The organism is Agrococcus beijingensis, from assembly GCF_030758955.1.
GTDB lineage: Bacteria > Actinomycetota > Actinomycetes > Actinomycetales > Microbacteriaceae > Agrococcus > Agrococcus beijingensis.
On record NZ_CP132360.1, the window covers coordinates 977,369 to 1,001,809 of the forward strand.

Sequence of the window (24,441 nt, forward strand, 5' to 3'; positions counted from 1 at the left end):
ATGACGCCCATTACCCCTCCCGTGAGCGTGCGCGGGCGCGGGAGTAGCGTCTCGACCATGGAGCTCGCGTTCACGGCCGTCACCGTCGAGTGGCGCGGCCCGGCGCCCTACGTCTTCGCGCCCGTGCCGCCCGACGAGGCCGAGATCATCCGCGACTGCGCGCGCGAGCTGACCTACGGCTGGGGCGTCATCCCCGTGACTGCCACCATCGGGGGCACCGACTTCACCACCTCCCTGTTCCCCCGCGACGGCGGCTACCTGCTGCCCGTCAAGGTGGCGGTGCAGCGCGCCGAGGGCGTGGGCATCGGCGACGCGGTCGAGGTGCGGATGCGGCTGGGCCGGTAGGCGGGCGGGCCCGGGTTCGCGAGTCAGCGGCTCCGGGTAGCATCGGGGCCCACGCGAACGCGAAGGGGGCCGCCATGGAGCTCGCCGCACGACTCGGTGCCGGATTCGGTGCCGCCGCTGCTGATGTCGGCCGCCGCACGGAGCGCGCCATCCACCGGCTCGCGAGGCCCACCGCCTACGCGCTCGCGCCGGTGCTGCTGCGCCAGGCGCGCCGCGCCCAGGAGTCGCTGATCGGGCTGCCGGAGCCGCGCGACGAGCGGCACGGTCAGGTCGGCGAGCAGCACGACGGCGAGCCGCTGCGGCTGCTGCTCGTGGGCGACTCGACCGCGACGGGCGTCGGCGCCGAGCGGCTCGAGGAGGCCCTGGCCGTGCAGACGGCGCTGCTGCTGGCCGGGCGGCGCCAGCGGCCGGTCGCCTGGCGCATCATCGGTCAGGAGGGCTCCAACGCGGCCGACGTGCTGCGCCGCGACCTGCCGCAGGTCGACGGCCCCGACCGCGATGCGATCGTGCTCCTCGTGGGCGCGAACGACGCGATGCAGCTGGTGTCGCGGCGCGCGTTCGCACGCTCGGTCGGACTGCTGGTCGACGGCCTCGCCGAGCACCTCGCGCCGGGCGGCGTGATCGCGGTCGCCGGCGCTCCGCAGATCGACACCTTCGCCTGGCTGCCGCAGCCGATGCGATCGCTGCTGGGCGGCCACGCCCGCAGCCTCGACGACGCGCTGCAGCGCATCGCCGCCGCCGACCCGCGTGTGATCCACCTGCCCACGCCGGCGATCCTCGAGCCCGCGTGGCACGCATCCGACGGCTTCCACCCCTCTGCCGCGGGCTACGCCATGTGGGCGCAGCTCATCGCGCCGCAGCTCGACGCGGCGCTCGCCGAGCGGCGCGACCGGGCCTGGGCGGGCTCAGCGCCCGCCGCGGCCGGCGACGCGCCGCACGCGGCCACACGGCCGACGAGCGTTACCAGTATCAACGTGGGTGGCCCCACCTAGGTTGGTCGCAACAGCGACAGACCATGTGGGTGGCCCCACCTAGGTTGGTCGCAACGTGAAGGAGTCGACGATGACGATGGTGCAGCAGGCAGCGACAGCGGTCGAAGCCGCGCGCGCCGTGCTCGCCGATCTCGATTCGCTCTCGCGTGCACCGCTCGACGAGGTGGTCGACCTGCTCTCGCAGACGGCTGCGCTCGCACGCATCGTCGAAGCCCAGCAGGTGCGGCTCGCGGGAGAGATCGCCGAACGGTCCCGCGTGCCCGACGACACCTCGATCTGCCGTCGGCTCGGGCATCGCAGCCCGAAGGAAGCGGTGGCGTCGGCGTTCGGCATCCGGGCGCGCGAGGCTTCGAGCCTGCTCACGCTCGCTGCTGCCACGCGGCCGGCGATGGGCATCACCGGCGCCGACATCCCGATCAGGTACCCGCAGGTCGCGGCGGCGCTCGACGCGGGCGACATCTCATTCGCGCAGGCGCAGGCGATCGTCGAGCAGCTGGAGCCGGCCGCTCCGCGCGCCGAGGTCGAGCAGCTCGCGTGGGCCGAGACGCAGCTGGTCGCCGCCGCCACCGACCCGGAGGCACCGCTGGTGCCCGAGCTGCTGGTCACCCAGGCGCGCGTCTACGTCGCCGTCCTCGACCCCGACGGGGTGCTGCCCAACGCCGAGCGGCAGCGCGCCATGCGAAGCCTGCGCTTGTCGCAGCGACCTGACGGGGTCTGGTGCATGACGATGCTGAGCCCGCCCGAAGACGGCTCTGCCCTCAAGGCGCTCCTCGACTCCTACACGAGCCCGCGGGTGAAGGTGGCGTTCCGCGATGCCGATGCCGATGCCGATGCCGCTGGCGCCGGCGACGCTGGCCTCGACGGCGACGCGGGTCGCCAGGTCGACCCCGATGGCATGCCCAGCGCAGACGGCATCGGCATCGTCGACGACCGCACGCCCGAGCAGAAGCGGCACGACGTGCTGGTCGCACTGGTGCGGGCGCACGCCGCCTCCGGCGATGCGCCGGTCGCCGGAGGCGAGCCGCCGGTGCTCGTGTTCACCGGCACCATCGAGGCGTACGACGCATACCGCCGCGGCATCGACTCGCCCGATCGCGCCCTGACCATCGAGCACACCGGCAACATCGTGCCCATCGAGACGGTCGACAGGCTCGCGTGCGATGCGAGCATCCACCACGCGATCGTCAACGGCGCCGGGCACGTGCTCTCGCTCGGCAGCGCCGAGCGCCTGTTCAACCGCGCGCAGCGACGAGCGCTCGCGGCTCGCGACAAGGGCTGCCGGGTGCCGGGCTGCGGCATGCCCGTCGCCTGGTGCGAAGCCCACCACGTCGTGCCCTGGCAGCTCGGTGGCCCCACCGACGTCGACAACGGCATCCTGCTCTGCAACTACCACCACCACGAGGTGCACGCCGGTCGGCTCACGATCGAGCGAGCCGGGCCCGAGGTGGGCCGCTGGCGGGTCGTGCCCGCGTTGCGCCCTGCAGACCGATTCGGACGCAACCGCCGGCTCGCCACGGCGCTCCCGGGCGGTGATGCGCTGGTCGACAGCCGCGGCGCTCACGTCCGTGCCGCCGACGCGGGGCCGGCGCTGGCCGTGCTGCTGCCTGATCCGCCCTCGACGAGCACCGGAGCATCCAGCCAAGCGCACCCAAGGCCCGCATCGGCGACGCCCGCGGCGCCTGCGACTCGGCCGCCTCGGCGCGGCGCCAGAACGGTCGAAGCGCGCCTCAGGCACCGGCTTCGTTCGCGCAGGCGAGCGCCCGCGCTGCCGATCGCCGCGCTCGACCTCGGTCGACCGGCCCACATCGTGATGCGCACCTGACGAGCCAGTGCCCGAACCCAGTGCCCGGGCCGCACTCGAGCTCGGCATGCCGCCGCGCCGGACCGTTTCGATTCGGCCAGACCGACGCGCACCTGTACCAGTCCGGCGGCCGCGCAGAAGTACCAGTTCGGCGGCCGCATACCCGAACCCGCTCGGCCGCCGCGCACCCGAACCCGCTCGGCCGCCCACGCCCGAACCCGCTCGGCCGCCGCGCACCCGAACCCGCGCGACCGACGCGCGTCAGCTCTCCTTCGTGATCTCCACGCTCACGAACAGCTGGCTCTTGCCCGCACCCGCATACACACCGCGCAGCGGGGGCACGTCGTTGTAGTCGCGGCCGAGGCCCACCTTCACGTGCCGCTCACCGATGTCGATGAGGTTGGTGGGATCCCACGCGTTCCACTCCCCGGTGAACCACTCGACCCACGCGTGCGACTCACCGCGGATCGTCTCGCCGATCGCCGGGTTCGGACGCGGGTGCAGATATCCCGACACGTAGCGAGCGGGGATGCCGACCGACCGCAGCGCACCGATCGTGATGTGCGCGATGTCCTGGCACACGCCCTTGCGGTTCTGCCACGCCTCCGAAGCGAGGGTGTGGACGTGCGTGACGCCCGACATGTACTCCATCTGCTCGCCCACCATGCGGGCGATGGCGGCCGCGGCGGTGCCCGGCGTCTCCGACGCATCCGCGATCTCGCGCGACGCCGCGATGAGGTCGTCCGTGGGCCGGGTGCGCAGCGTCTGGCCCAGCTGCTCGACGTACTGCGTCGCCCGCGCCGAGACCTTCTCGAGCTGCTCCCAGCCGAGGTCATGGCCACCCGTCAGCCGCGGCCGCACCTCGACGAGGCTCGTCGCCGTCAACTGCAGCTCGGTGTGCGGCGCGAGCACGTCGAACGAGACGACCTTGGTACCCCAGTAGTCCTCGTAGGTGTTGATCGAGGTGTTGGGGCGGATGTCGAGGTTGGAGTAGATGACGAACTGGCCGTCGCTCGTCGACGGCAGCATGCGCGACTCGTTGTACGAGGCGACGGCCGGCTGCTCGTAGCGGTAGCCGGTCGTGTGGCGGATGCGGATGCGGCTCACGATGCCTCCCTCGTCCAAGCGGGCATGTTGTGGGTCGGGAAGTAGCGCTCCCGCACGGCGTTCGACACCGCCGTCGTGGTCGTCTGCACCTTGTCCATGACGGTCGGCAGGTTCTCGATGATCTCCTGGATGGGCGTGAACTCGAGCTCCGCGCGGATCTGCCCCAGCATCCGCTGTGCCGGGTCGATGTAGCCGACTCGATCGTGGCGCGGCTCGATGTCGTGCAGGCAGTCCTCGGCGCCACGGATCGAGAAGAGCACGGACCGCGGGAAGAGCCGGTCGAGCAGCAGGAACTCCGCCGCATTGGTGCTCGACGGCACGCCGCGGTAGGTGCGGAGGTAGGCCTCGTAGGCGCCGACCGAGCGGAGGATCGTCGTCCACGACGGGCCGCTCGCCTCGGTGAGCGCCCGAGTCGCGAGCAGGCGCGCGACCATGTCGGCGCGCTCGATGTTGCGACCCAGGTTCAGGAAGCTCCAGGCGTCGTCACGGCTCGACGTGGTGTCTGCCATGCCGCCCGCGAGCGCCGCGCGCTCACGCACCCAGCCGAACATCGCGTGCACCTGCTCGGTGTTCACGCGCCGCGGCATGTTGGCGTAGGTGGCGTTCAGCACCTCCCACAGCTCGGTCGAGATGATCTCGCGCGCACGGCGGGCGTTCTCGCGAGCCGCGTTCACCGAGTAGGCGATCGACGCCGGCTGCGTGCGGTCGGTCGCGAGCGTGTTGACGACGTCGACGCGCGTGAGCTTGCGCTCCGGCGGGGCGTCGTTGCCCATGACGCCCAGCAGGGCGCGGCAGGCGGTGTCCTCGTCGACCGCGACGTCCTCGAGCAGCAACTGCAGGTAGACGTCGAGGATGCGAGCGGTGCCGTCGGCCCGCTCGATGTAGCGGCCGATCCAGAACAGGCTCTCGGCGATGCGGCTGAGCATCATCGGGGGTCACTTCCCATCTCGTCGCTGCGGCGCGGTCTCGAGACGCCGCCTTCGGCGACCGGTCGACCGGCCGGTGGTGCTGCGGCAGCCTGCTGCTGCTGCTCCTCCTGGCGCGACTTCGAGCTGCGCGGCGAATCCTGCGGCGACTGATCCTGAGGATGCTCGTGGCCGTTGACGACCGCGATGGGTCTCGTGAGCGGCTCCCCCGAGGCGCCGAACTCGGCGTCGTGGTCGATCTGCGGCAGCGGGTCACGGGCGCCGGCCAGCACCCAGGTGTCCTTCGAGCCGCCGCCCTGCGACGAGTTGACGACCAGCTGGCCCTCGGGCAGCGCGACGCGGGTGAGGCCGCCCGGCAGCACCCAGACGTCCTTGCCGTCGTTCACGGCGAAGGGCCGCAGGTCGACGTGGCGCGGGCGCATGCCGTCCTCGACGAGCGTCGGGATGGTCGACAGCTGCACCACCGGCTGCGCGATCCAGCCCCGCGGGTCGTCGAGCAGCCGCTGCTTGAGCGCCTCGAGCTCCTCGGGCGTCGCGTCGGGGCCGACTACGAGGCCCTTGCCGCCCGAGCCGTCGACGGGCTTCACGACCAGCTCGTGCAGCCGGTCGATGACGTCGTCGAGCACACCGGGCTCCTCGAGCCGCCAGGTGTCGACGTTCTTGAGGATCGGCTCCTCCGACAGGTAGTAGCGGATCAGCTCGGGCACATACGTGTAGACGAGCTTGTCGTCGGCGATGCCGTTGCCGACCGCGTTCGCGATCGTCACGTTGCCGAGGCGCGCCGCGAGCATCAGGCCCGGGCTGCCGAGCATCGAGTCGGCACGGAACTGCAGCGGGTCGAGGTAGTCGTCGTCGACGCGGCGGTAGATCACATCGACGCGCGCGGGGCCCTCGGTTGTGCGCATGTAGACGCGGCCGCCGCTCGTGAACAGGTCGCGCCCCTCGACGAGCTCGACGCCCATGAGCCGCGCGAGCAGCGTGTGCTCGAAGTAGGCGGAGTTGTAGACGCCGGGCGTCAGCACCACCACGCGCGGGTCGTCGACGCCGGCGGGGGCGGCAGCGCGCAGCGCGTGCAGCAGCTTGTCGCAGTAGTCGCCGACGGGGCGCACCCGCATGGTCGAGAACATCTCCGGCAGCGTCTGCGCGATGACGCGACGGTTCGAGATCACGTAGCTGACGCCCGAGGGCACCCGCACGTTGTCCTCGAGCACGCGCCACTCGCCCTCCTGATCGCGGATCAGGTCGATGCCCGACACGTGGATGCGCACCCCGTTCGCGCCGGTGATGCCGGCCGCCTGGCGGTGGAAGTGGGTGGATGTGCTGATCAGCTTCGCGGGGATGATCCCGTCCTCGACGGCGCGCTGCGGGCCGTACATGTCGGCCAGGAACGCCTCGAGGGCGCGCACCCGCTGCTGGACGCCCGACTCGACGTGCCGCCAATCGGCCGCGGTGATGATGCGCGGGATCGCATCGAGCGGGAACGGCCGCTCCTCCCCCGCGAAGTCGAACGTGACGCCCTGCGCGAGGTACGAGGTGGCGAGCGCGTCGGCGCGAGCCCGCAGGTCGTCCTTCGACAGCTCGGTGAGGGCGTCGTACAGCGGCTTGTACGGGCCGCGCGCCTCGCCCCGCTGCTCGAACATCTCGTCCCAGGGCGTGCCTTCACGCCGACGGGGGTTCGCGAAGGGCTTGTCGTAGTCGTCGAAGAGATCGCCCATGGGGGCGAGCCTAGTGGCCGGTCGTTTCGGGTAGATCACGGCCGGCTGATGCACGTGTCGGTGTCGTGAAGCCGGCCGCCGCGGTCCTGCCCCGCAGACCCGGGGCGCATCGGCGGCCCCTCGGTAGGCTGGTCGGATGCCGACGCCCAGCCCCGCCGAGCTCGCGCGCGCCGAGGCGCGCATCGCGCTCACCCCCGACTTCCCGCAGCCCGGCATCCTCTTCCGCGACATCGCGCCGCTGCTCACCGACGCGGATGCGCTGCGGGTCGTCACCGAGGCGCTGGCCGCCCCGTTCGCGGGCGCCTTCGACCTCGTCGCGGGCGTCGAGGCGCGCGGGTTCCTGCTCGCCGGCACCGTCGCGGCGACGTGCGGCACCGGACTCCTGCCCATCCGCAAGGCGGGCAAGACACCGCGACCCACCGCATCCGTCGACTACGCCCTCGAGTACGGCACCGCCACCATCGAGGCCTCCGGCGACCTGACCGGCCGTCGCGTGCTGCTCGTCGACGACGTGCTCGCCACCGGCGGCACGCTGCGTGCCGCGGCCGAGCTGATCGAGCAGTTGGGCGGCACCGTGACCGGCGTCGCCGTCGTGCTCGAGCTGGCCGCGCTCGGCGGTCGAGGCATCGTGCCGTCGACCCACGCGGTCTTCACCGCCTGACGGCTAGCCTCGACCCATGCCAGAGCCCCGCACCGACGTGCTCATCGTCGGCTCGATCAACGTCGACGTCACCGCCTTCGCCGGCCGCCCGCCGCAGCCCGGCGAGACCATCTCTGGCGACGCGTTCGCCGTGCAGCTGGGCGGCAAGGGCGCCAACCAGGCCGTCGCCGCGGGCAGGGCGGGCGCCGTGACCCACATGGTCGGATGCGTCGGAGACGACGCGTTCGCCGACCTCGCGACCTCGTCGCTCGAGGCCGCAGGCGTGCGGCTCCAGCACGTGCGCACCGTGCCCGGCCACACGGGCATCGCCCACATCCGCGTCTACGAGCACGGCGACAACGACATCGTCGTCGTGCCGCACGCCAACGCAGCCCTCACCACCGAGCAGCTCGAGCAGGCCTTCGCCGCGCTCGCCGGCACCGCACGGGTGATGCTCACCCAGCTCGAGACGCCCTTCGCGATCACGCTCGCCGCCGCCCGCCTCGCCCACGACGCGGGCATCACCGTGATCCTCGACCCGGCACCGGCGGTGCCGCTCGACGACGCGATCTGGCCCTTCGTCGACATCGTCAAGCCCAACGAGACCGAGGCCAGCCTGCTCACCGGCATCGCCGTCGACTCCCGCGAGCGCGCGATCGAGGCGGGCCGCTGGTTCCTCGCCAAGGGAGCGCGCGCCGCGCTCATCACCATGGGCGGCGCCGGCAGCGTGCTCGTCACGTCGCAGTCGGTCACCGACCACGAGGCGATGCGCGTCGAGGTGGTCGACACGACCGCCGCGGGCGACGCCTTCGCCGGCCACCTCGCCGCAGCCCTCGCCGCAGATCTCCCGCTCGAGCAGGCGATCCGGCGAGCCGCGGCGGCGGGCGCCATCGCCGTCACGAGGCGCGGCAGCTCCGAGAGCATCCCGACCGCCGCAGCGGTCGACGCGCTGCTCGGCTGAGCGACCTCAGCGCAACAGCGCCTGCGCCTCGGGGCCTTCGCCCAGTCCGCGGCTCTCGGCGCGCACCGCCGCCTGCCGCTCCCACGGCGCCGGGATCGGGAAGTACGCCTCCAGGAACTCCCGCACCGCGCGCGTGCGCTCCTCGGTCGAGATCTCGGGGTGCGAGCCGTCGTTGAGGCAGAACATGTCCTGGTTGCGCTTGCGCAGCAGCCGATCCATCGCCGGCAGCGCCTTCCGCAGCGTCGTCTCGATGTACTGCACCTTCGCCATGCGCTGCCGCACCGCCCGGCCCGTCATCAACGCGTAGTAGTGGTACAGCGAGTTCGTCACCGAGATGTCGGTCGCCGAGCGGAACCGGCTGGCCGCCGTGCGCCGGAAGTCCTCGGGGAACTCCGCCTCGAGCTCGGCCATCACGCTGCGCCGCATCGGCGCCGCGCAGTGCTCGAGGTGCCGCGTCGTGATCGCGCCGAAGCGCTCCCGCAGCAGCCGCCGGTTGGTGCGCGCCGCGTTGTCGTGGCCCGAGCGCTTCTCGTGCGTCTCGCCCAGGCCGATGCGCGTCGTGGCCTCGACGAACTTGGTGATCCCGCCCGGTGAGAAGAACACATCCGGCTTCAGCGGCCTGCCGAAGAACATGTCGTCGTTCGAGTAGAGGAAGTGCTCGCTCAGCCCCTCGATGTGGTGCAGCTGCGCCTCGACCGCGTGCGAGTTGTGGGTCGGCAGCACCGACGGGTCGGCGAACATCGCCTCCGCCGGCACGATCGTCACCTGCGGATGGTCGGCGAGCCACTCCGGCGCGGGCGAATCGGTGGCGATGAAGATGCGGCGCACCCAGGGCGCATGCATGTGCACCGAGCGCAGCGCGTACTTCAGTTCGTCGATCTGCCGGTACCGCGCCTCGGAGTCGTCGCCCTCGCCGACCACGTAGGCCTGCATGCGCTTGGCGCGCTCGCGCTGGAAGTCGTCGCTCGAGCCGTCGACCCACGAGAACACCATGTCGATGTCGAACGAGATGTCGCTCGCCAGCGGCGCCCACATGTCGAGGATCGTCGGCCACTCGCGCCCGAAGCGGTGCACGCTGTCGTCGATCGCCTCGTGCCGCGGCATCGTCGTGCGCATCAGCGCGTTCGGCAGCGGCGCCGTGATCGTCTGCTCGCCGAAGCGCCACAGCTCGAGCTGCACGGCGGTCTGCCGTCCGTACCGCAGCCGGCCGGCCGGCTCGACGCGCGGCCGGTAGATGCGCATCGCAGTCGCCTTGCGGTGGCCCGCGAGCTTCCCGTCGGCGAGCAGCGCCTCGCGGCGTGCCGCCTTCTCGGGCGCGATCGCCTCGGCGTAGAACGGCTCGTCGGCGAAGGCCGTCGCGAGCGCCGCCGCGAGCTGCTTGCGGCGGGCGCTGTCGACCACGACGATCGGCCGCCCGTCGTCGTCGCGCACCAGCAGGCACGGGATCTCGGCGGCGTCGAGCGCGTCGCGCAGCGCCAGCAGGTCCTCGATCATCGACTCGCGCGGCGTCATGTGGCCGCTGAGCAGCGCGTAGCGGCCCTTCTGCATGACGATGTCGTCGCGCTCGAAGCGATCGAAGCGTCCGCCGGACTGCATGAGCACCGGCTCCGGCGCATCCGAGACGCGGATGCGGGAGACCGGCCGCGCGGGCGCGAAGGCGCTGTCGTGGTGGTCGACGTTCCGCTGCTGGTCTTCCGTCACTTCGTGGGCCGCTCCTGCCTCGGGGTACGTCCCATGGTACGACCGGAACGCCGTTCGCCGAATCCGGGCTTCGCGTTCCGTACACGCCGAGTTCACGCGCCGTTCGCCTGCATTCGCTGGACTAGCCTCCGAGCAGAGCTCGACGCTGCGCCCGACCCGACCCCTGGGATTGGAAGATCCGTGACCAGCCGCACGCCAGAACATCCTCGGCCCGACCACTTCCTGCTCCACATCTCCGACACCCACCTGCTCGCCGGCGGCGGCCGCCTGTACGACCGCGTCGCCAGCGAGGAGCACCTGCGCCGGCTCTTCGACGAGTTCGAGGCATCGGGCGCCCGTCCCGACGCGATCGTCTTCACCGGCGACCTCGCCGATCTCGGTGAGGCGGATGCGTACCGTCGCCTCCGCGCGATCGTCGAGCCGATCGCGCTCGACCTGGGCGCCGAGCTCGTGTGGGTGATGGGCAACCACGACGAGCGCCGCGCGTTCCGCACCGAGCTGCTCGACCAGCCGGCCTCCGACGCGCCGATCGACGCGGTCACCTGGGTCGGCGGCCTGCGCATCGTGACGCTCGACTCCACCGTGCCCGGCCTGCACCACGGGGAGGTGTCGCGCGCGCAGCTCGCGTGGCTGCGCGACGTGCTCGCCGAGCCCGCGCCGCACGGCACGATCCTCGCGATGCACCACCCGCCCGTGCCGAGCGTGCTCGACCTGGCCGTCAGCGTCGAGCTGCGCGACCAGGTGCACCTCGCCGAGGCCCTCGTGGGCACCGATGTGCGCTCGATCCTGGCCGGCCACCTGCACTACTCGTCGTCCGCCACGTTCGCGGGCATCCCCGTGTCGGTCGCGTCGGCCACCTGCTACACGCAGGATCTCAACGTGCCGGTCGGCGGCACGCGCGGCCGCGACGGCGCCCGCGCCTTCAACCTGGTGCACGTCTACCCGTCGACCGTGCTGCACTCGGTGGTGCCGCTGGGCGCGTTCCCGCACCTCGACTGGATCGACGCCGACGAGTCGGCGCGCCGGCTCGAGCTGGCGGGCCTGCGGCTCGCGCCGCGCTCGCCCCTCGTCATCGCCTGAGCGGCGGCCAGGGCGGCGGCCAGCGCGGCGGCCCGCGCGGCCGCGAGGGCGCCCGCTCCTAGACCAGCCGCGCCTCGATCGTCACGTCGTCGGTGACGTGCACCTGCACGTCGGCGACGCTGATGCCCTCGGGCAGCTCGGACGCGAGGTCGATGCGGCGGCCCTCGTACTTCGTGATCCTGCCGCGCACCGCGCCGAGCATCGCCGCGACCAGCGGGTTGCCGCTGTCGAGCTGGATGTTCGAGAGCGTCACGCCCATCAGCTCGTCGATGGCGGCGTTGGCCGACCCGTGCACGCTCGCGCCCAGCAGCCCCTTGCGCAGCTTCGCGTCGACCGTGACCGTCAGCTCGTGCGAGCCGATCGCCTGCACGTCGAGCACGAGCTTCGACACGGTGATGCCGTGGTCGAGCAGCGCCGACTCGGCCAGGCCCAGCACCGCCTTGCCGAGCTGCTCCTTCGGCACCGACACGGTCGCGTGGCCGTGCAGCGGGTGCTCGGCGCTGGGGCGCGCCAGCTCGACCGCCAGCTCGCCGTGGTCGGTCTCGATCCAGGTGAACGGCACGTCGGTGAGCGTCGCGTCGAGGGTGACCTCGGCGCCGGAGATGTGCATGGGGTTCGCCTGCACGCGCAGGTCGCGCAGCTCGGCGTCCTCCCACGTCACCGACGCGCCCTGCGGCTCGAGCCGCGCGCGATCGCGGTCGTGCTCGCCCGCGAGCATGAAGTCGGTGAGGTCGAGGTGGAGCCGCGAGATGTCGGCGCCGTCGAGCTCTGCGTCGATGCGAGAGGTGCACGCGATGCCGGCGGGCTCAGCGGCGATCACCACGGTGCGGATGCGCTTCGCGAGCTGGGTGCCGTCGGTCGGCCTGGGGGCGTGCCCGAGGAGGATGCTTTCAGCCACCCCGCGACCATACTCCCGTTCTGCGCTGCCCGCTCACAGGGCCTCGCGCGGAGCGCTCGGATCGGCGCTGGATCGCCGGCGCGACCCCTGTCGGCAGCGCTGTGCGGCGCTCGTCAGCGCCGTTCGCAGCGCCGCTGCATGCCCGTCGCCGCCTCGCGCATGACGGCCGCGTGCTGCCGCGCGAGCGGCGCGTGCAGCAGGGCGCTCGCGGCGCGCAGCAGCGGTGCGCGCACGTCGACCTCCTGCGTGAAGTCGACCCGGGTGCCGTCTCCGGCGGGGCGCACGCGCCACGCGCACCACCCCTCCAGGTCGCCCGCGATCGCGGCCCGCAGCTCGCCCGGCCCGCGCGACGCCTCTGCGATCGTGATGCGGATGCGGTACCCGAGCGGAGCGCGCACCACCATCCGCGCCTCGCGATCGCCGGGCACCGCCCGCCCGCCGATCACGCGGACGCTCGGCCACCACGCCCCGTAGCCGGGCACGTCCTCGAGGAGCGCGAGCACCGCATCCGCCCCCGCATCGACGACCCACGAGTGGTCGAAGCGGAAGCGGGTGCGCATGCAGCCATCATGCCGCGGCGCTGTGCCGGGCCGGCGCGGGCGAGCCCTGGCGCCAGCGCGTCGGCGGGCGTAGGTTCGCGCCAGGACCACGAGCGAGGGAGTCGTCGTGAGCAATCTGGTGGTGCACTTCGAGATCCACGGCAGCGAGCCGCAGCGGCTGATCGACTTCTACGGCGCGCTGCTCGGCTGGCGGTTCGCGCAGTACGGCGACACGCCCTACTGGACCATCGACACCGGGCACGGCTCGATCGGCATGCAGAGCGCCGGCATGGGCATCAACGGCGGGCTGGCGCAGCGCGAGGGGCCGGCGCCCGCGGAGGGCGCGCCGATCAGCGGCGCCAACGTCGTCGTCGGCGTGGCCGACGCCGACGACTGCTTCGCCAAGGCGCTCGAGCTCGGCGGCGCTGCGGCGGTCGAGCCGGAGGACATGGCGGGCATCGGCCGGGTCGGCTACCTGCGCGACCCCGACGGCAACGTCTTCGGCATCATCTCGGAGCGGCTCTCGGACGGCACCTCGGTGCTCACCATGGCGGAGGACGACCTGGAGGCGCCGATGCACGGCGAGACGACGGCGCTCGACGCGATGACGATCACGCCGGAGCCGTAGCCGCAGCCGCGGCCGAAGCCAGAGCCGCAGCCGCGGCCCAGCGGCCCGCGCTACGCGCCGACAGCCGCGCGGAACTCGCGGATGAGCATCTCGAGGTCGGCCTCGTCGATCACGATCGGCGGCGCCAGCCGCACGGTCTGGCCGTGCGTGTCCTTCGCCAGGATCCCGCGCTCGAGCAGCCGCAGGCACACGTCGCGCGCGCTGCCGACGGCCGGATCGATGTCGATGCCGGCCCACAGCCCCGCCCCGCGCACCGCGGTGACCCCGTGACCGATCAGCTCGCCGAGGCCCGCCTGCAGGCGCTCGCCCAGATCGCGGGCGCGAGCCTGCATCGCACCCTCGGAGAGCATCCGCACCACCTCGAGGCCCACGGCCGCCGCCAGCGGGTTGCCGCCGAACGTGGAGCCGTGCGAGCCGGGCGTCAGCACGCCCAGCACGTCGCTGTTCGCGACCACCGCCGACACCGGCACGACGCCGCCCCCGAGCGCCTTGCCCAGCAGGTAGACGTCGGGCACGACGCCCTCGTTGTCGCACTGGAAGGTCGCGCCGGTGCGGCCGAGTCCCGACTGGATCTCGTCGGCGATGAAGAGCACCCGCTCGCGCGAGGTGATCTCGCGCACCCGCTGCAGGTAGCCGGCCGGCGGCACCTTGATGCCCGCCTCGCCCTGGATGGGCTCGAGCAGCACGGCGGCTGTGTTGGGCGTGATCGCCGCCTCGAGCGCCTCGGCGTCGCCGAAGGGCACCCGCACGAAGCCGGGCGTGAACGGCGCGTAGCCGCTGGTGGCATCCGGGTCGTCCGAGAACGACACGATCGTGGTCGTGCGGCCGTGGAAGTTGCCCTCCATGACGATGATCTCGGCCTGCCCGGCCGGCACGCCCTTCACCTCGTAGGCCCATCGGCGGGCGACCTTGATGCCCGACTCCACGGCCTCCGCGCCAGTGTTCATCGGCAGCACCATGTCCTTGCCGGCGAGCTTCGCGAGCGCCTCGACGAACGGGCCGAGGGCCGCGGAGTGGAAGGCGCGGCTCGTGAGCGTCACCCGGTCGAGCTGCGCGTGCGCGGCCGCGAGCAGCCGCGGGTTGCCGTGCCCGAAGTTCACAGCCGAGTAGGCGGCGAGGCAGTCGAGGTAGCGCCGGCCGTCGACGTCGGTCACCCACGCGCCCTCCGCGGTCTCGACCACCACGGGAAGCGGGTGGTAGTTGTGGGCGGCGTGCGCCTCGACCTGACCGATGGCGGCCTGCGTGGCCGGGCTGAGCGCATCCGTCGTCGTCTGGGTCATCTCGGCCTCCATGGTCGTGCTGTGCGCCGTCTCGTGCATCGCCGTCTCGTGCATCGCCGTCTCGTGCATCGCCGACCCGTTCATCGCCGCAGCTCCAGCGTGCAGCACTTGATGCCGCCGCCGCCGCGCAGCAGCTCGCTCAGGTCGAGGCCGACCGTCGCGTAGCCGCGCTCGGCGAGCGAGCGCTCGAAGCCCGCCGCGCGCTGCGCGATCAGCATGGTGGCGCCGTCGCCGAACGAGTTGAGGCCCAAGACGGATGCGTCCTGGTCGTCGACGATGACGGCGTCGGGGTAGCGGCGCTCGAGCTCCGCACGGCTGGCGTCGTCGAACGCCCCCGGCAGGTAGGCGATGTTGGCGTCGTCGAGGATCGCGATCGCCGTGTCGAGGTGGTAGAACGACGGGTCGACGAGCCGCAGGCTGACGACCTCGCGGTCGAAGATGCGGCGCAGCTCGTCGTGCGACTCGAGACTCGTGCGGAACCCGTGGCCCGCCAGGATCGCGCCGTTCGAGAGCAGGAAGTCGCCCTCGCCCTCGTTGACGTGCTCGGGCTCGTGCACCTCGAAGCCGTGCTCGCCGAACCAGCGCATGTAGGCGGGACCCTCGGGCACGCGCTCCTCGTAGGTGAACTTGGCGCCGTAGGCGTGCCCATCGAGCGTGAAGCCGCCGTTCGCCGCGTAGACCATGTCGTTGAGCCCGGCGATCGGGTCGATGAGCTGCACGTCGAAGCCCTGGGCCAGGTAGGCCTGGTGGAGCGTCTCCCACTGCTGCACGGCGAGGTCGGTGCTCGTCGGCAGGTCGGGGTTCATCCAGGGGTTGATGCGGTAGGTGACCGCGAAGTGGTCGGGACGGCACATCAGCACCGTCTTGGGGACGGCGGTGCGCGGCACGGGCGCGGACGCGCGGGTGTCGGTCATCTCAGGCTGCATGCTTCCAGGGTCGCAACGGATGCACGCAAGTGCCAGGGCGGGTGCGCATGTTTCTTGCGATCTGCAGGCAATCGGCTGTACTTTCGTGCATATGGATCGGATCGACCACGGCATCATCGATCAGTTGCGCCTGAACGCGCGCGCTGGCTACGCCGACATCGGCGCCGAGGTGGGCCTCTCCGCCTCCGCCGTGAAGCGGCGCATCGACCGGCTGGTCGCCGACGGCGTCATCCGCGGCTTCACGGTGCAGGTCGACCCGGCAGTCGAGGGCCTCGCCACCGAGGCCTACGTCGAGCTGTTCTGCCGCGGCACCGTCTCGCCCACCGACCTCAAGCGCATCCTCGCCGGCGTGCCCGAGATCGTCGAGGCCGGCACCGTCACCGGCGAGGCCGATGCGATCGTCATCATGCGGGCGCGCGACGTGATCGCCCTCGAGGAGGCGCTCGAGAAGGTGCGCGCCGCCGCCACCGTCGACCACACGCGCTCGGCGATCGTGCTCTCGAAGCTCATCACGCGCAACGCGGGGTAGCCAGCCGACCGGTGCTGCGAGGCGCCCGCTGCGTCGTCGCCGTCGAGGCGGGTGATCACGCTGCTCGCGGACCGAAGCGCACCGACTCGGCGAGCTCGACGGCCGGGTCGAACAGCCGGGCTGCGACGCGGATGTCCATGTCGAGGATCTCGATGACGACGATCGTGCCGTCGAGCTCGCCGAGCACCCGCAGCACCGCCGCCGCCGCGCCCTGCTCGTCGCCGGGGATGGGCCAGAGCGCGGCGGTGCGCACGAGCCGCGCGAAGACGGACGACGTCAGCTCCTCCGACCGCTGGAAGACGGCTCCCTCGTAGCCGTCGGTCGCCCACGACTCGATCTGCTCGGTCCAATCGGGCTCTGCAGGCTCGGCATAGGCGTGCACCACGCGCGAGACGTCGGGCTCGACCGGCAGATGCCAGAAGCGGGCGATGGCACCCGCGAGCGGCGGCGCGGTCGACGCGACGACGAGCGCCGTGTGCTCGAGATCCGCTCGCTGCAGCTCAGACAGCTGCCAGAAGGGCGCAAGATCGGCAACCACGCCCGCCGCCCACGCAGCCGGCGTCGCCCAGTCGGGAGCGGGGAACGCCATGGGCACCGGCACCCACCGGTCGACATCCGCCTCGAAGCGGGCCTCGCCGGGGTTCAGCTCCACCGGAACGTCTCCACGATCGCGTCGGCCAGCTCGACCATGGCCGACGTGACGGCCTCGGTCTCGTCGGTTCCCAGGTGCAGGATGCCCGCGGTGAGCAGGACCCCCGCGGACGGCTGCTCGCCGGGCTCTGGGTACACGTAGGAGACGGAGCGCGACCGCACGCCCTCGCCGGTGGTCGTGCTGTCACGCTCTCGCGCCCAGCGCAGCACGGAGCCGTGCGGCATGTCGATCCTCAGCACCTCCGCGCCCGCCCGGGCGCGGACGTCGCTCTCGAGCGACCGCCCCGCCGGAGCGCGCCAGCGCGATGCGACGATCGACATCGGCATGCCGGAGTCGGTGCTGGACTCCTCCCCGGGCAGGTACAGCGCGACGCCCCGCGAGCGCCGAAGGCCGTCGAACTGCTCGATCGCCTTCCGCCGCAGCGCCACGGCGAGGTCGGGCCGCCCTGCCGCCTTCGCGCGCGCCGCGACGTCGGCCAGCAGCGCTGCTTTGCCGCCGTCGTCGACCGCGAAGTGCCGCCAGCCCGGCGGGAAGGCGATGCGGAAGCCGCGCGGGCGGTCGCCCAGGAGCTCCTCGCGGAGCGACGGTGCGCTCACGAGACGGGCCCACGGCTGCGCGCCGTCAGCGCGATGCGAGCACCGAGGAGCACCACCGTGATCACCTGCGGGAGGGCCGCGATCCAGTGCGCTGCGAGCCCTTCCTCAGAGGCGTACGCGCCTGCCAGCAAGAACGGGAGGCCCACGAGCAGCAGGAGCGTGAGGATCAGCAGGTGCACGAGCACCGGCAGCTCGGCGTAGGCGCGGCGGCGACGCGACAGGGCGGCTGCAGCGACGACTGCCGCGACGCCCAGCGCGATGGTGACCCACGCGGGTATCGGCAGCACCGGCCACTCGAGCAGCGGCTCCCAGCGCGGCCATTCGGCGTGCTGGAACTTGCCTCCAGCGAGCAGCCCCATCAGGAAGACCCAGCCGAACTGCGCTGCCGCGAGCATGGTGATCAGCAGGAATGCGCGCTCCGGCCGCGAGCGAGGCACGACCGGCGTCGGTGCGATGCTCATAGCTGCGGCACGAGGTCGGGTGACGGCTGCCACCACGCGAGGGTCAGTCCCGCGCCCGTGCCGGCCGTGCCGACGCCCCAGGCGACACCGTTAGCGAGCTGCCCGGCGACCGACGGCGTGACCCTGCCGATCATGTCGTCGATGGAGGAGACGACCGACGGATGCTGCCCGAGGTTCGCGCGGGCCGTCTGCAGGAAGTGCAGCGAGCGTCCCGTGCCGGCGCCGCCGAACCGGATCGAGTCCATCATGGTCGAGGCGAGCCCCGAGGGGGCGAAGTGGCCGGGACGCGGCGTCGCAGCACGCGCCTGCGACCAGGCGCCCACGCGATTGCTGAGCGGCCGATGCCAGGTGAACGGGTTCAGCGTCGGCCCGCGCATGCCGCCCCGGATCGCCTCCCGGGCCACGGAGCGCGTCGAGCCGACCACCGCGCCGAAGCGCGGCGCGGTCTTGCTGACCACGCGCGCGATCGCCCCGCCGGCGCCGAGCGTCAGCACGGAGAAGATGGCGAGCCCCAGGTCGAGCAGGGTGGTCCTGCCGGTGCTGTACTGCGCGATCTTGCCGACGAGCATGACGAGCGAGCCGATGATCACGAGCGCCATGATGACGGCGGCGATCGGACCCGAGATGAACAGCGCGATCACCGCCAACCCGGCGACGACCCAGCCGAGGATGTCGAGGAAGTCCGCGAGCCCTTCCCAGAAGCCGTCGTCGTTGCCGGCGCGCTCGATGGCGCCGTCGATGCCCGAGACGGCATCGTCGTAGGCATCCGACCACGTCGAGAAGGTGGTCTCGAAGGTCTCCCAATGCCGGTCGCGCAGCTGCTTGGCGCTCGCCTCGGCCGCTTCTGCAGCGGCTGCCGCCGCAGCAGCCGCAGATCGCTGCGCGTCGGTCGGGTCGTCCTCCCACGCCCAGACCTGGTTGAGCGAGTCCTGGTTCCCCCGGGCATCCGCCGCCGCATCGATCGCATCGAGGTACTCGCGCTCGGCGGTCTCGACCGAAGCCCTGTTGTCCTCGATCCAGCGCTTCGCGGTGCTCAGCGCAGGGGCATAGGCAGCGAGCGTCTCGCCTGTGCCTCGGTAGCGGGTCGCTGCTCTGACGACCTCAGGCCTCGCCTTGCCTGCGAGCTCGGCGAGCGCATCCGTGCCCTTCGACCGATGCACGCTCGAGTCGGCGATCGCCTGCAGCTCCGCCTCGAGCACGTCGAGGTCTTCGGCCATCGCGATGAAGCTCGCCGCGTCCTCGGCGATCCTGCCCGGATTCCCCTCGAGCTCGCGCAGCTCATAGTTCCGGTTCGGCGAGCGGTAGGCCATCGGGTCAGCCCTCCCCGGCCGAGGCGTCGAGCTCGCTCGCGGTCTCGGCATCCCATCGATCCCACTCCGTGATGATCGTGTCGATCGCACCGTGGATCTCCTGGAGCATCTCGGCGAGGTCCCCGCGCCTGCCGTCCCAGTCCGACTCGAAGTCGCTCACCTTGCGCCGCAGCGCGTCGCGGTCATCGGGGTTCGCGACAGCGCGCTCGAGGTCGTTGTTGAACGAGCTCGCCGTCATGAAGCTGTCGACGGCGTCGCCGAGCGACGTGCGAGCGTTCGACAGCCGCTCGAGGTCGAGCATGATGTCCACGATGGTCCTCTCAGACAGATGATGGGCGCGGCAGAGGGCCGGCGAGCGCTGCGCTCACCGACCCTGCGGGATGCTCAGCTGCCGGCGAGCTGCTCGTCGAGCGACTGGATCGCCTGCATCATGCCGCGCAGCGCCTCGCCCATGTCGGAGATGCCCTCGATGGCCTGCTCGAGGCCCGTCGTCAGCTCCTCGTAGCCCTCACCGAACTTGCCCGACGCGTGCTGCGTCTTGAAGTCCTCGCCCAGCAGGGTGTCGACCTGGCTCTTCAGGTCCTTCAGGACACCCGAGATGTCCTCCCTGCCCGTGTCGAGCTTGCCCGCGACGGACTCCATCTCTGCATACGATGCGCCGAAATCGCTCATGCGATGATCACTCCCTCAAGTGCTTGGTGCTGGCCCGGACCGGGCCGATGCATCCAACGTATGGTGCGCGGCCTGAGCGCGCGATGGGGAGAACTGCCCTGCCAGCAGGGAAGATGAGGGCATGACGGATGCGTGGCGGCCGATCGTCGCGACCCTCGCCGACGAGGCGCGGCGGCTCGCATGGGCGCGCGTCGTGACGGGTGCGGCCGACGGGTCCCCCGTCGCGCTCGCCGGCCTCACCACTCGCGAGCGCCGGGCGCTCGAGGCGCTGGAGCGCGCCGGCCTCGTCACGCTGCGGGGCGGGCTCGCGCTCCCCGCGGATCCCCTGACGCCGCTGCTCGGCCATCGCCCGGCAGCGTCCGGCATCGAGCGCTTCGTGCACCAGGGTCGGATCGCGGCCTGGCCGAAGCGACCCAGCGACCGCGCCGCGCTGCTCGCCTGGGCGGCGGAGCGTGCTGTCGCGCCGGGGGCCGCGGTCAGCGAGCGCGAGGTGACCGAGCGGCTCGCGGCGGTCGCCGACGATCCGGTCGGGCTGCGCCGCGACCTGGTCGACGCCGGGCTGCTCGAGCGGCAGCCCGACGGCAGCGCCTACCGCCTCGGGCAGCATCCGCGGGTCTGAGCGGGCGACGAGCGGCGCCGCCGCCTACCCTGGGGCCATGGGCATCATCACCGTCTCGGCGATCTGCTTCGAGCGCGAGGACGGCCGCGTCCTGACCGTGCGGAAGCGCGGCACCGACGCCTGGATGATGCCCGGCGGCAAGCCCGAGGGCGACGAGACCGCCGCCGAGTGCGCGGTGCGCGAGGTGCTCGAGGAGCTCGGGGTCGAGATCGGGCTCGACCGCATCGAGCACATGGGCGAGTTCGAGACCCGAGCCGCGAACGAGGCCGGCTTCGCGCTGCACGCGAGCGTGTTCCGCACGCGCGACGCGATCGACCCGAAGCCGCTCGCCGAGATCGAGGCGGTGCGCTGGATCGACCCGGCCGTCGGCATCGACGACGAGGCGGAGGCACCGCTCAATCGTGAGCTGGTCTTCCCGCTGCTCGTGGCAGAGCGCGCGGTGGAGCTCTCAGGGCGAAGGCCATTTCTGGCCTTCGCCGCGACCCCCGCGCCGAGCCCCGTCCCGGGGCGAGGGACCGGTGGAGCTCTCAGGGCGAAGGCCATTTCTGGCCTTCGCCGCGACCCCAGCGCCGAGCCCCGTCCCGGGGCGAGGGACCGGTGGAGCTCTCAGGGCGAAGGCCATTTCTGGCCTTCGCCGCGACCCCGGCGCCGAGCCCCGTCCCGGGGCGATCAAGGTCGAGCGGTAGCAACGCAGGTGCAGCTGGCACGGAGCCCTGGCACAGAGAGGGGGCCCGACCAGTGGTCAGGCCCCGCTCGGTGTTTCGGACGAGCCGGCGATGCCGACCCGTGCAATGCCCCGTCCCTGAGGCCACTTGCATTCCGACGCAGAAGCACCAGAACCCTGTCTCGTTAGCCCGATTCCCCTCGCGGGGCCCCAGCCGGGCTGTTCGCCAACGGTAACCCCGACGCCTATGGGTGGTCGATGGGGAGAACTACCCATGTCTGGGAATCAAGCCGGGCGTGTCGCCCGCAGCGCACCCTGTCGCCCGCCGCGCGACGCCGTCAGGCGGTCCCGGTCGGTGTCACCCGACGCGGCACGTAGCCACGCCACGTCTCGCGGTAGTGCCGGTACCCGACCCACATGCCGAGCAGGAACCAGACGATCCCGACGACGACGCCCGCCGCCACTGCCCAGCCGACCGCGCCGCTCGCCGACACGACCAGCGCCCCGACGAAGAAGCCGTAGACGCACGCGTTCACGACGAGGATGAGCAGCATCGAGCTGCCCACGAGGTGGCTGAAGCTGCTGCGCGTGCGCAGGAACGAGTACGTGCGGTCCATCCCGGCGAAGTCGTCGGTCGTCGCCGACAGGAAGAGCTCCTGCACCGCCGGGTCGAGGTCGACGTAGCCGCCACGCAGCCGGTTCATCGCGACGACGTACATCATGTCCTCCTCGCCGACGTTCATCACACGCATCTGCGTCATGAAGCCGACGACGGCGATGAAGGCGAGGATCCCCAGCATCGAGGGCGAGAACCAGCCGGAGTAGGCCGACGCCTGGCCCAGCAGCCCGATCGTCACGAGCCCGGCCGACACCAGCGTCAGGAAGATGGTGATGCGCGTCAGCACCTCGCTCTGCGCGGTGCCGCGGGCGGCCAGCAGCCCCCAGTGCTCGGTCGCGAGGATCTGCGCCCGTCGCGCCAGCGCCGCGTCCGACTCTGCAGGGCGGGGATCCGGGCCGTCGGCCATGGCTGATTGTCCACCCGCGGTGCACGGCGCCACCAGGGCCGACCTGCGCGTTCGGGCGCGCGCGACCCGACGCATCCGCCCCGACGCCCTACTTCTTGGCGCCCTACTGCTTGGCGCCCTACCGCTTGGCGCGAGGGCTGCGCCAGTGCAGCATCCAGTCGCCGGCGATCTCCGCGACGAGCGTCGGCAGCAGGTTGTAGAGGCCGTTGCGAGCGGCGACCAGCACCGAGCTGCGCGTCTCGGTCGTGGTGCGCGCCAGCCGGTGCGAGAGCTGCTTGAAGCGGTCGGTGCGGCGGATGCGCTCGCTGTCGTAGGCGCGCAGGGCCTGCTCGAGCGGGTGGTCCTGCAGGAGGATGCCGAGCGTCGCCGCATCCTCGAGGGTGAGGTTGCCGCCCTGGCCGAGCGTCGGCAGCATCGCGTGCGCCGCATCGCCGACCAGCACGACGCCGGGCCGGTGGAAGCTCTTGAGCGGCGTCGCCAGCCAGTGCAGGTCGCGACGCGTGATCGACGCCTGCGGAGTGGCGGCGATGTGATCGCGCACCTCGGGCGCCCACGTGTCGAAGCGGGTGCGAGCCGCCTCGAGCTCGTCCTTCGCGGTGCGACCCATCCGCGCGTGCGCCATGCCCCACCAGTAGATGCGGCCGCCGTCGATCGGCTCCATGCCGAACTCGGCGCCGCGGCCGACGTACTGCCGCACGCCCGCGGGCGAATCGGCCTCCGCCTGCAGCACGCCGTACCAGCAGGTGGCGCCCGAGTAGTCGGTGGCGGCCTTCGGCCACAGCGCCCGCCGGACGGCGGAGTCGATGCCGTCGGCGCCGACGACGAGGTCGGCCTCGATCGTCTCGAACCGGCTGTCGCGGTCGTCGCGCACGTGCTGCTTCGTGGCGCGCTTCTCGGCCTTCGGGTCGATCGGCTCATCGCCGGGCTCGAGCACCCGCTGGATGCGGCGGCCCAGCCTGATGCCGAGCGCGCGGTCGGCGCGCTGCTGCCGCTCGAGCCGTGCATCGCTCGAGTCGGCGTTCGCGGCGCCGTGCTCGATCGTCACGCTCGGGCGGCCGTGCTCACCATCGGTGACGCCCACGACGCGCATGCCCGTCTCGATCTCGCGCTCGCCGCGCAGGATCTCGTGCAGGCTCTCGCGGTGGATCGCGTGGATCGCGCTCGAGTCGGCGGTGAAGCCCGCCTGCAGCGTCGAGCCCTGGTCGGTGAAGACGCCCTCGGGCAGCGCCCGCACCGCTCGCTCGCGCACCGCATCCCCGAGCCCCAGCTCGTCGAGCGCCTCGAGGCCGTTGGTCGTGATGCTGATGCCGGCGCCCATCGCGCGCACCTTCGGCGCGGCCTCGAGCACGCGCACCTGCCAGCCGGCGTCCTCGAGCGCCCGCGCGGTGGCGAGCCCGGCGATGCCTGCACCGACGATGATGGCGGTCTGCGTCATGGCTCCGAGGCTAACGCCGGTCGCTGTGCGCCCGCACGGCGCGGCGCTCAGTCGTGGTGGGGAGCGTCGTCCTCGCCGGCCTTCTGCGACACCCGCCGATCCCACACCAGCCACTTGTCGTCGATGGCCTGCTCGATGTCGACCCCGGTGGCCTCCGCGAGCGCGAGGAGCATGCCCACCGCATCCGCCAGCTCGAGCGCGAAGCGGCGGTCGATCTCCTCGGGGCTGTGGCCCTTGTCGCGCTGCCGGCCGGTCTTGGCGAGCCACGCCTGCACGAGCTCGCCGACCTCCTCCTGCAGCTTCAGCACCAGCCAGTCGGCGTCGCGCTCGAAGCCGTACACGTCGGCGTAGCGGCGCGAGATCGCATCGATCTGCCGGGCGAGGGCGCGGAGCTCCATGCGGCCCATGCTCGCATGCGGGCGTAGATTCGAGCCTATGGATCAAGCGTTCAACGACCTGCTCGCCCACAACCGGGAGTTCGCCTCGAACTTCGACCTGCAGGGCTTCGACGGTGTGGCGAAGTCGGGCGTCGCGATGGTGACGTGCATGGATTCGCGCATCGATCCCCTCGGCATGATCGGGCTCGTGCCCGGTGACGCGAAGATCCTGCGGAATCCCGGCGGGCGGGCGACCGAGCGCACGCTCGTCGCGCTGGTGCTGGGCGTCAACCTGCTGAACGTCGACCGTGTGCTGCTCGTGCAGCACACCCGCTGCGCGATGGCCTCGAAGTCGGAGCGCGAGCTGCTCATCGACATCTCCCAGGCCGCGGGCGTCGACGCGTCGTGGCTCGACCTCGGCGCGATCGAGCATCAGCGGCTCTCGATCATCGAGGACGTGCACCGCGTGCGGTCGCACCCGCTCATCGGCGACCGCGCCCGCGTCGGCGGGTTCCTCTACGACGTCGACTCGGGACTGCTCGAGCAGGTCGCCTGAGGCATG

28 protein-coding genes are annotated in these 24,441 nt (G+C 72.2%); 11 read left to right on the plus strand and 17 right to left on the minus strand.

The annotated features are described in order from the left end of the window. Window positions 1–57 precede the first annotated feature (57 nt). From Q9250_RS04640 to Q9250_RS04650, 3 genes are all read left to right on the plus strand, one after another. On the plus strand, window positions 58–345 hold the full coding sequence (locus Q9250_RS04640; RefSeq protein WP_306233424.1) for a DUF1905 domain-containing protein: 288 nt from the start codon (window positions 58–60) through the stop codon (window positions 343–345). Window positions 346–419: 74 nt separating this feature from the next. Then, complete coding sequence (locus tag Q9250_RS04645; protein WP_306233425.1) at window positions 420–1,337, plus strand: SGNH/GDSL hydrolase family protein; 918 nt, start codon at window positions 420–422, stop codon at window positions 1,335–1,337. A 70-nt stretch (window positions 1,338–1,407) separates the two neighbouring features. Then, the gene (locus Q9250_RS04650) at window positions 1,408–3,159 is read left to right on the plus strand and encodes an HNH endonuclease signature motif containing protein (RefSeq protein ID WP_306233426.1); all 1,752 of its coding nucleotides are present in this window, start codon (window positions 1,408–1,410) and stop codon (window positions 3,157–3,159) included. A gap of 240 nt (window positions 3,160–3,399) precedes the next feature. Here the strand turns inward: Q9250_RS04650 and Q9250_RS04655 are convergent, their stop codons facing one another. The 3 genes from Q9250_RS04655 to Q9250_RS04665 are packed head-to-tail and all read right to left on the minus strand — an operon-like array spanning window position 3,400 to window position 6,886. Beyond that, entirely contained in the window at window positions 3,400–4,245 is an 846-nt protein-coding gene (locus tag Q9250_RS04655; RefSeq protein WP_306233427.1) for a transglutaminase family protein, read from the minus strand. Then, window positions 4,242–5,171 carry an alpha-E domain-containing protein gene (locus Q9250_RS04660; RefSeq protein WP_306233906.1) on the minus strand — a complete coding sequence of 310 codons (930 nt, stop codon included), beginning with the start codon at window positions 5,169–5,171 and terminating at the stop codon, window positions 4,242–4,244. The genes Q9250_RS04655 and Q9250_RS04660 overlap by 4 nt, the downstream gene beginning before the upstream one ends. Continuing rightward, a complete protein-coding gene (locus tag Q9250_RS04665; protein ID WP_306233428.1) occupies window positions 5,171–6,886 on the minus strand; it encodes a circularly permuted type 2 ATP-grasp protein in 1,716 nt (571 codons plus the stop codon). The genes Q9250_RS04660 and Q9250_RS04665 overlap by 1 nt, the downstream gene beginning before the upstream one ends. A 136-nt stretch (window positions 6,887–7,022) precedes the next feature. Here Q9250_RS04665 and Q9250_RS04670 point away from each other — a divergent pair, with 136 nt between their 5' ends. After that, on the plus strand, window positions 7,023–7,547 hold the full coding sequence (locus Q9250_RS04670) for an adenine phosphoribosyltransferase (RefSeq protein WP_306233429.1): 525 nt from the start codon (window positions 7,023–7,025) through the stop codon (window positions 7,545–7,547). A gap of 16 nt (window positions 7,548–7,563) precedes the next feature. Beyond that, window positions 7,564–8,487 (plus strand): ribokinase, encoded by a 924-nt coding sequence (locus tag Q9250_RS04675; protein WP_306233430.1) that lies wholly within the window; start codon window positions 7,564–7,566, stop codon window positions 8,485–8,487. A 6-nt stretch (window positions 8,488–8,493) separates the two neighbouring features. On the opposite strand, the gene Q9250_RS04680 is transcribed toward Q9250_RS04675, so the two are convergent. Then, the gene (locus Q9250_RS04680) at window positions 8,494–10,083 is read right to left on the minus strand and encodes a stealth family protein (protein ID WP_306233908.1); all 1,590 of its coding nucleotides are present in this window, start codon (window positions 10,081–10,083) and stop codon (window positions 8,494–8,496) included. A 285-nt stretch (window positions 10,084–10,368) separates the two neighbouring features. On the opposite strand from Q9250_RS04680, the gene Q9250_RS04685 reads away from it, so the two are divergent. Next, window positions 10,369–11,268, plus strand: a complete 900-nt coding sequence (locus Q9250_RS04685) for a metallophosphoesterase (protein ID WP_306233431.1) — start codon at window positions 10,369–10,371, stop codon at window positions 11,266–11,268. 58 nt (window positions 11,269–11,326) lie between these two features. Here the strand turns inward: Q9250_RS04685 and Q9250_RS04690 are convergent, their stop codons facing one another. Then, a complete protein-coding gene (locus Q9250_RS04690; RefSeq protein ID WP_306233432.1) occupies window positions 11,327–12,166 on the minus strand; it encodes a hypothetical protein in 840 nt (279 codons plus the stop codon). Window positions 12,167–12,279: 113 nt separating this feature from the next. Continuing rightward, window positions 12,280–12,726, minus strand: coding sequence for an SRPBCC family protein (locus tag Q9250_RS04695; RefSeq protein ID WP_306233433.1), 447 nt, complete (start codon window positions 12,724–12,726; stop codon window positions 12,280–12,282). Window positions 12,727–12,832: 106 nt separating this feature from the next. Here Q9250_RS04695 and Q9250_RS04700 point away from each other — a divergent pair, with 106 nt between their 5' ends. Beyond that, a complete protein-coding gene (locus Q9250_RS04700; protein WP_306233434.1) occupies window positions 12,833–13,333 on the plus strand; it encodes a VOC family protein in 501 nt (166 codons plus the stop codon). Between the two features lie 50 nt (window positions 13,334–13,383). On the opposite strand, the gene rocD is transcribed toward Q9250_RS04700, so the two are convergent. Together rocD and ddaH are read right to left on the minus strand one after the other, a co-directional pair. Further along, on the minus strand, window positions 13,384–14,613 hold the full coding sequence (gene rocD / locus Q9250_RS04705) for an ornithine--oxo-acid transaminase (RefSeq protein WP_422665090.1): 1,230 nt from the start codon (window positions 14,611–14,613) through the stop codon (window positions 13,384–13,386). 80 nt (window positions 14,614–14,693) lie between these two features. Continuing rightward, entirely contained in the window at window positions 14,694–15,539 is an 846-nt protein-coding gene (gene ddaH, locus Q9250_RS04710; protein WP_422665077.1) for a dimethylargininase, read from the minus strand. Between the two features lie 91 nt (window positions 15,540–15,630). Here ddaH and Q9250_RS04715 point away from each other — a divergent pair, with 91 nt between their 5' ends. After that, window positions 15,631–16,068, plus strand: coding sequence for an Lrp/AsnC family transcriptional regulator (locus Q9250_RS04715; protein WP_306233436.1), 438 nt, complete (start codon window positions 15,631–15,633; stop codon window positions 16,066–16,068). Window positions 16,069–16,123: 55 nt separating this feature from the next. Here Q9250_RS04715 and Q9250_RS04720 read toward each other — a convergent pair whose 3' ends face one another. The 6 genes from Q9250_RS04720 to Q9250_RS04745 all read right to left on the minus strand — a co-directional run bounded on the left by Q9250_RS04720 (window position 16,124) and on the right by Q9250_RS04745 (window position 19,759). Further along, complete coding sequence (locus Q9250_RS04720) at window positions 16,124–16,720, minus strand: hypothetical protein (RefSeq protein ID WP_306233437.1); 597 nt, start codon at window positions 16,718–16,720, stop codon at window positions 16,124–16,126. Further along, entirely contained in the window at window positions 16,711–17,316 is a 606-nt protein-coding gene (locus Q9250_RS04725; protein ID WP_306233438.1) for a hypothetical protein, read from the minus strand. Before Q9250_RS04725 ends, Q9250_RS04720 begins: the two co-directional genes overlap by 10 nt. Further along, window positions 17,313–17,777, minus strand: coding sequence for a hypothetical protein (locus tag Q9250_RS04730; protein ID WP_306233439.1), 465 nt, complete (start codon window positions 17,775–17,777; stop codon window positions 17,313–17,315). Before Q9250_RS04730 ends, Q9250_RS04725 begins: the two co-directional genes overlap by 4 nt. Next, window positions 17,774–19,087, minus strand: a complete 1,314-nt coding sequence (locus Q9250_RS04735) for a hypothetical protein (RefSeq protein WP_306233440.1) — start codon at window positions 19,085–19,087, stop codon at window positions 17,774–17,776. Before Q9250_RS04735 ends, Q9250_RS04730 begins: the two co-directional genes overlap by 4 nt. Window positions 19,088–19,091: 4 nt before the next feature. Then, the gene (locus tag Q9250_RS04740; RefSeq protein ID WP_306233441.1) at window positions 19,092–19,397 is read right to left on the minus strand and encodes a hypothetical protein; all 306 of its coding nucleotides are present in this window, start codon (window positions 19,395–19,397) and stop codon (window positions 19,092–19,094) included. A 74-nt stretch (window positions 19,398–19,471) separates the two neighbouring features. After that, window positions 19,472–19,759 (minus strand): WXG100 family type VII secretion target, encoded by a 288-nt coding sequence (locus tag Q9250_RS04745; protein ID WP_306232994.1) that lies wholly within the window; start codon window positions 19,757–19,759, stop codon window positions 19,472–19,474. A 121-nt stretch (window positions 19,760–19,880) separates the two neighbouring features. On the opposite strand from Q9250_RS04745, the gene Q9250_RS04750 reads away from it, so the two are divergent. Both Q9250_RS04750 and Q9250_RS04755 read left to right on the plus strand, forming a co-directional pair. Next, window positions 19,881–20,378: a DUF2087 domain-containing protein gene (locus Q9250_RS04750; RefSeq protein ID WP_306233442.1), complete on the plus strand. Its 498-nt coding sequence runs from the start codon at window positions 19,881–19,883 to the stop codon at window positions 20,376–20,378. Window positions 20,379–20,415: 37 nt separating this feature from the next. Further along, complete coding sequence (locus tag Q9250_RS04755; protein ID WP_306233443.1) at window positions 20,416–21,231, plus strand: NUDIX hydrolase; 816 nt, start codon at window positions 20,416–20,418, stop codon at window positions 21,229–21,231. A 149-nt stretch (window positions 21,232–21,380) separates the two neighbouring features. On the opposite strand, the gene Q9250_RS04760 is transcribed toward Q9250_RS04755, so the two are convergent. From Q9250_RS04760 to Q9250_RS04770, 3 genes are all read right to left on the minus strand, one after another. Then, complete coding sequence (locus Q9250_RS04760; RefSeq protein ID WP_306233444.1) at window positions 21,381–22,067, minus strand: hypothetical protein; 687 nt, start codon at window positions 22,065–22,067, stop codon at window positions 21,381–21,383. Window positions 22,068–22,185: 118 nt separating this feature from the next. After that, window positions 22,186–23,502, minus strand: a complete 1,317-nt coding sequence (locus Q9250_RS04765) for an FAD-dependent monooxygenase (protein WP_306233445.1) — start codon at window positions 23,500–23,502, stop codon at window positions 22,186–22,188. A 47-nt stretch (window positions 23,503–23,549) separates the two neighbouring features. Beyond that, a complete protein-coding gene (locus Q9250_RS04770) occupies window positions 23,550–23,900 on the minus strand; it encodes a nucleoside triphosphate pyrophosphohydrolase family protein (protein ID WP_306233446.1) in 351 nt (116 codons plus the stop codon). Between the two features lie 37 nt (window positions 23,901–23,937). Between Q9250_RS04770 and Q9250_RS04775 the strand changes: the two genes are divergently transcribed. Then, window positions 23,938–24,435 carry a beta-class carbonic anhydrase gene (locus Q9250_RS04775; protein ID WP_306233447.1) on the plus strand — a complete coding sequence of 166 codons (498 nt, stop codon included), beginning with the start codon at window positions 23,938–23,940 and terminating at the stop codon, window positions 24,433–24,435. The last annotated feature ends 6 nt before the right edge of the window (window positions 24,436–24,441 follow it).

Excerpts from the sequence above, each read along its gene's own strand:
- Q9250_RS04640 (WP_306233424.1), top strand. The coding sequence starts at position 58 with ATGGAGCTCGCGTTCACGGCCGTCACCGTCGAGTGGCGCGGCCCGGCG.
- Q9250_RS04645 (WP_306233425.1), top strand. The coding sequence starts at position 420 with ATGGAGCTCGCCGCACGACTCGGTGCCGGATTCGGTGCCGCCGCTGCT.
- Q9250_RS04650 (WP_306233426.1), top strand. The coding sequence starts at position 1,408 with ATGACGATGGTGCAGCAGGCAGCGACAGCGGTCGAAGCCGCGCGCGCC.
- Q9250_RS04660 (WP_306233906.1), bottom strand. The coding sequence starts at position 5,171 with ATGCTCAGCCGCATCGCCGAGAGCCTGTTCTGGATCGGCCGCTACATC.
- Q9250_RS04665 (WP_306233428.1), bottom strand. The coding sequence starts at position 6,886 with ATGGGCGATCTCTTCGACGACTACGACAAGCCCTTCGCGAACCCCCGT.
- Q9250_RS04670 (WP_306233429.1), top strand. The coding sequence starts at position 7,023 with ATGCCGACGCCCAGCCCCGCCGAGCTCGCGCGCGCCGAGGCGCGCATC.
- Q9250_RS04675 (WP_306233430.1), top strand. The coding sequence starts at position 7,564 with ATGCCAGAGCCCCGCACCGACGTGCTCATCGTCGGCTCGATCAACGTC.
- Q9250_RS04680 (WP_306233908.1), bottom strand. The coding sequence starts at position 10,083 with ATGCAGTCCGGCGGACGCTTCGATCGCTTCGAGCGCGACGACATCGTC.
- Q9250_RS04695 (WP_306233433.1), bottom strand. The coding sequence starts at position 12,726 with ATGCGCACCCGCTTCCGCTTCGACCACTCGTGGGTCGTCGATGCGGGG.
- rocD (WP_422665090.1), bottom strand. The coding sequence starts at position 14,613 with ATGACCCAGACGACGACGGATGCGCTCAGCCCGGCCACGCAGGCCGCC.
- ddaH (WP_422665077.1), bottom strand. The coding sequence starts at position 15,539 with ATGCAGCCTGAGATGACCGACACCCGCGCGTCCGCGCCCGTGCCGCGC.
- Q9250_RS04715 (WP_306233436.1), top strand. The coding sequence starts at position 15,631 with ATGGATCGGATCGACCACGGCATCATCGATCAGTTGCGCCTGAACGCG.
- Q9250_RS04730 (WP_306233439.1), bottom strand. The coding sequence starts at position 17,777 with ATGAGCATCGCACCGACGCCGGTCGTGCCTCGCTCGCGGCCGGAGCGC.
- Q9250_RS04735 (WP_306233440.1), bottom strand. The coding sequence starts at position 19,087 with ATGGCCTACCGCTCGCCGAACCGGAACTATGAGCTGCGCGAGCTCGAG.
- Q9250_RS04745 (WP_306232994.1), bottom strand. The coding sequence starts at position 19,759 with ATGAGCGATTTCGGCGCATCGTATGCAGAGATGGAGTCCGTCGCGGGC.
- Q9250_RS04750 (WP_306233442.1), top strand. The coding sequence starts at position 19,881 with ATGACGGATGCGTGGCGGCCGATCGTCGCGACCCTCGCCGACGAGGCG.
- Q9250_RS04755 (WP_306233443.1), top strand. The coding sequence starts at position 20,416 with ATGGGCATCATCACCGTCTCGGCGATCTGCTTCGAGCGCGAGGACGGC.
- Q9250_RS04760 (WP_306233444.1), bottom strand. The coding sequence starts at position 22,067 with ATGGCCGACGGCCCGGATCCCCGCCCTGCAGAGTCGGACGCGGCGCTG.
- Q9250_RS04765 (WP_306233445.1), bottom strand. The coding sequence starts at position 23,502 with ATGACGCAGACCGCCATCATCGTCGGTGCAGGCATCGCCGGGCTCGCC.
- Q9250_RS04770 (WP_306233446.1), bottom strand. The coding sequence starts at position 23,900 with ATGGAGCTCCGCGCCCTCGCCCGGCAGATCGATGCGATCTCGCGCCGC.
- Q9250_RS04775 (WP_306233447.1), top strand. The coding sequence starts at position 23,938 with ATGGATCAAGCGTTCAACGACCTGCTCGCCCACAACCGGGAGTTCGCC.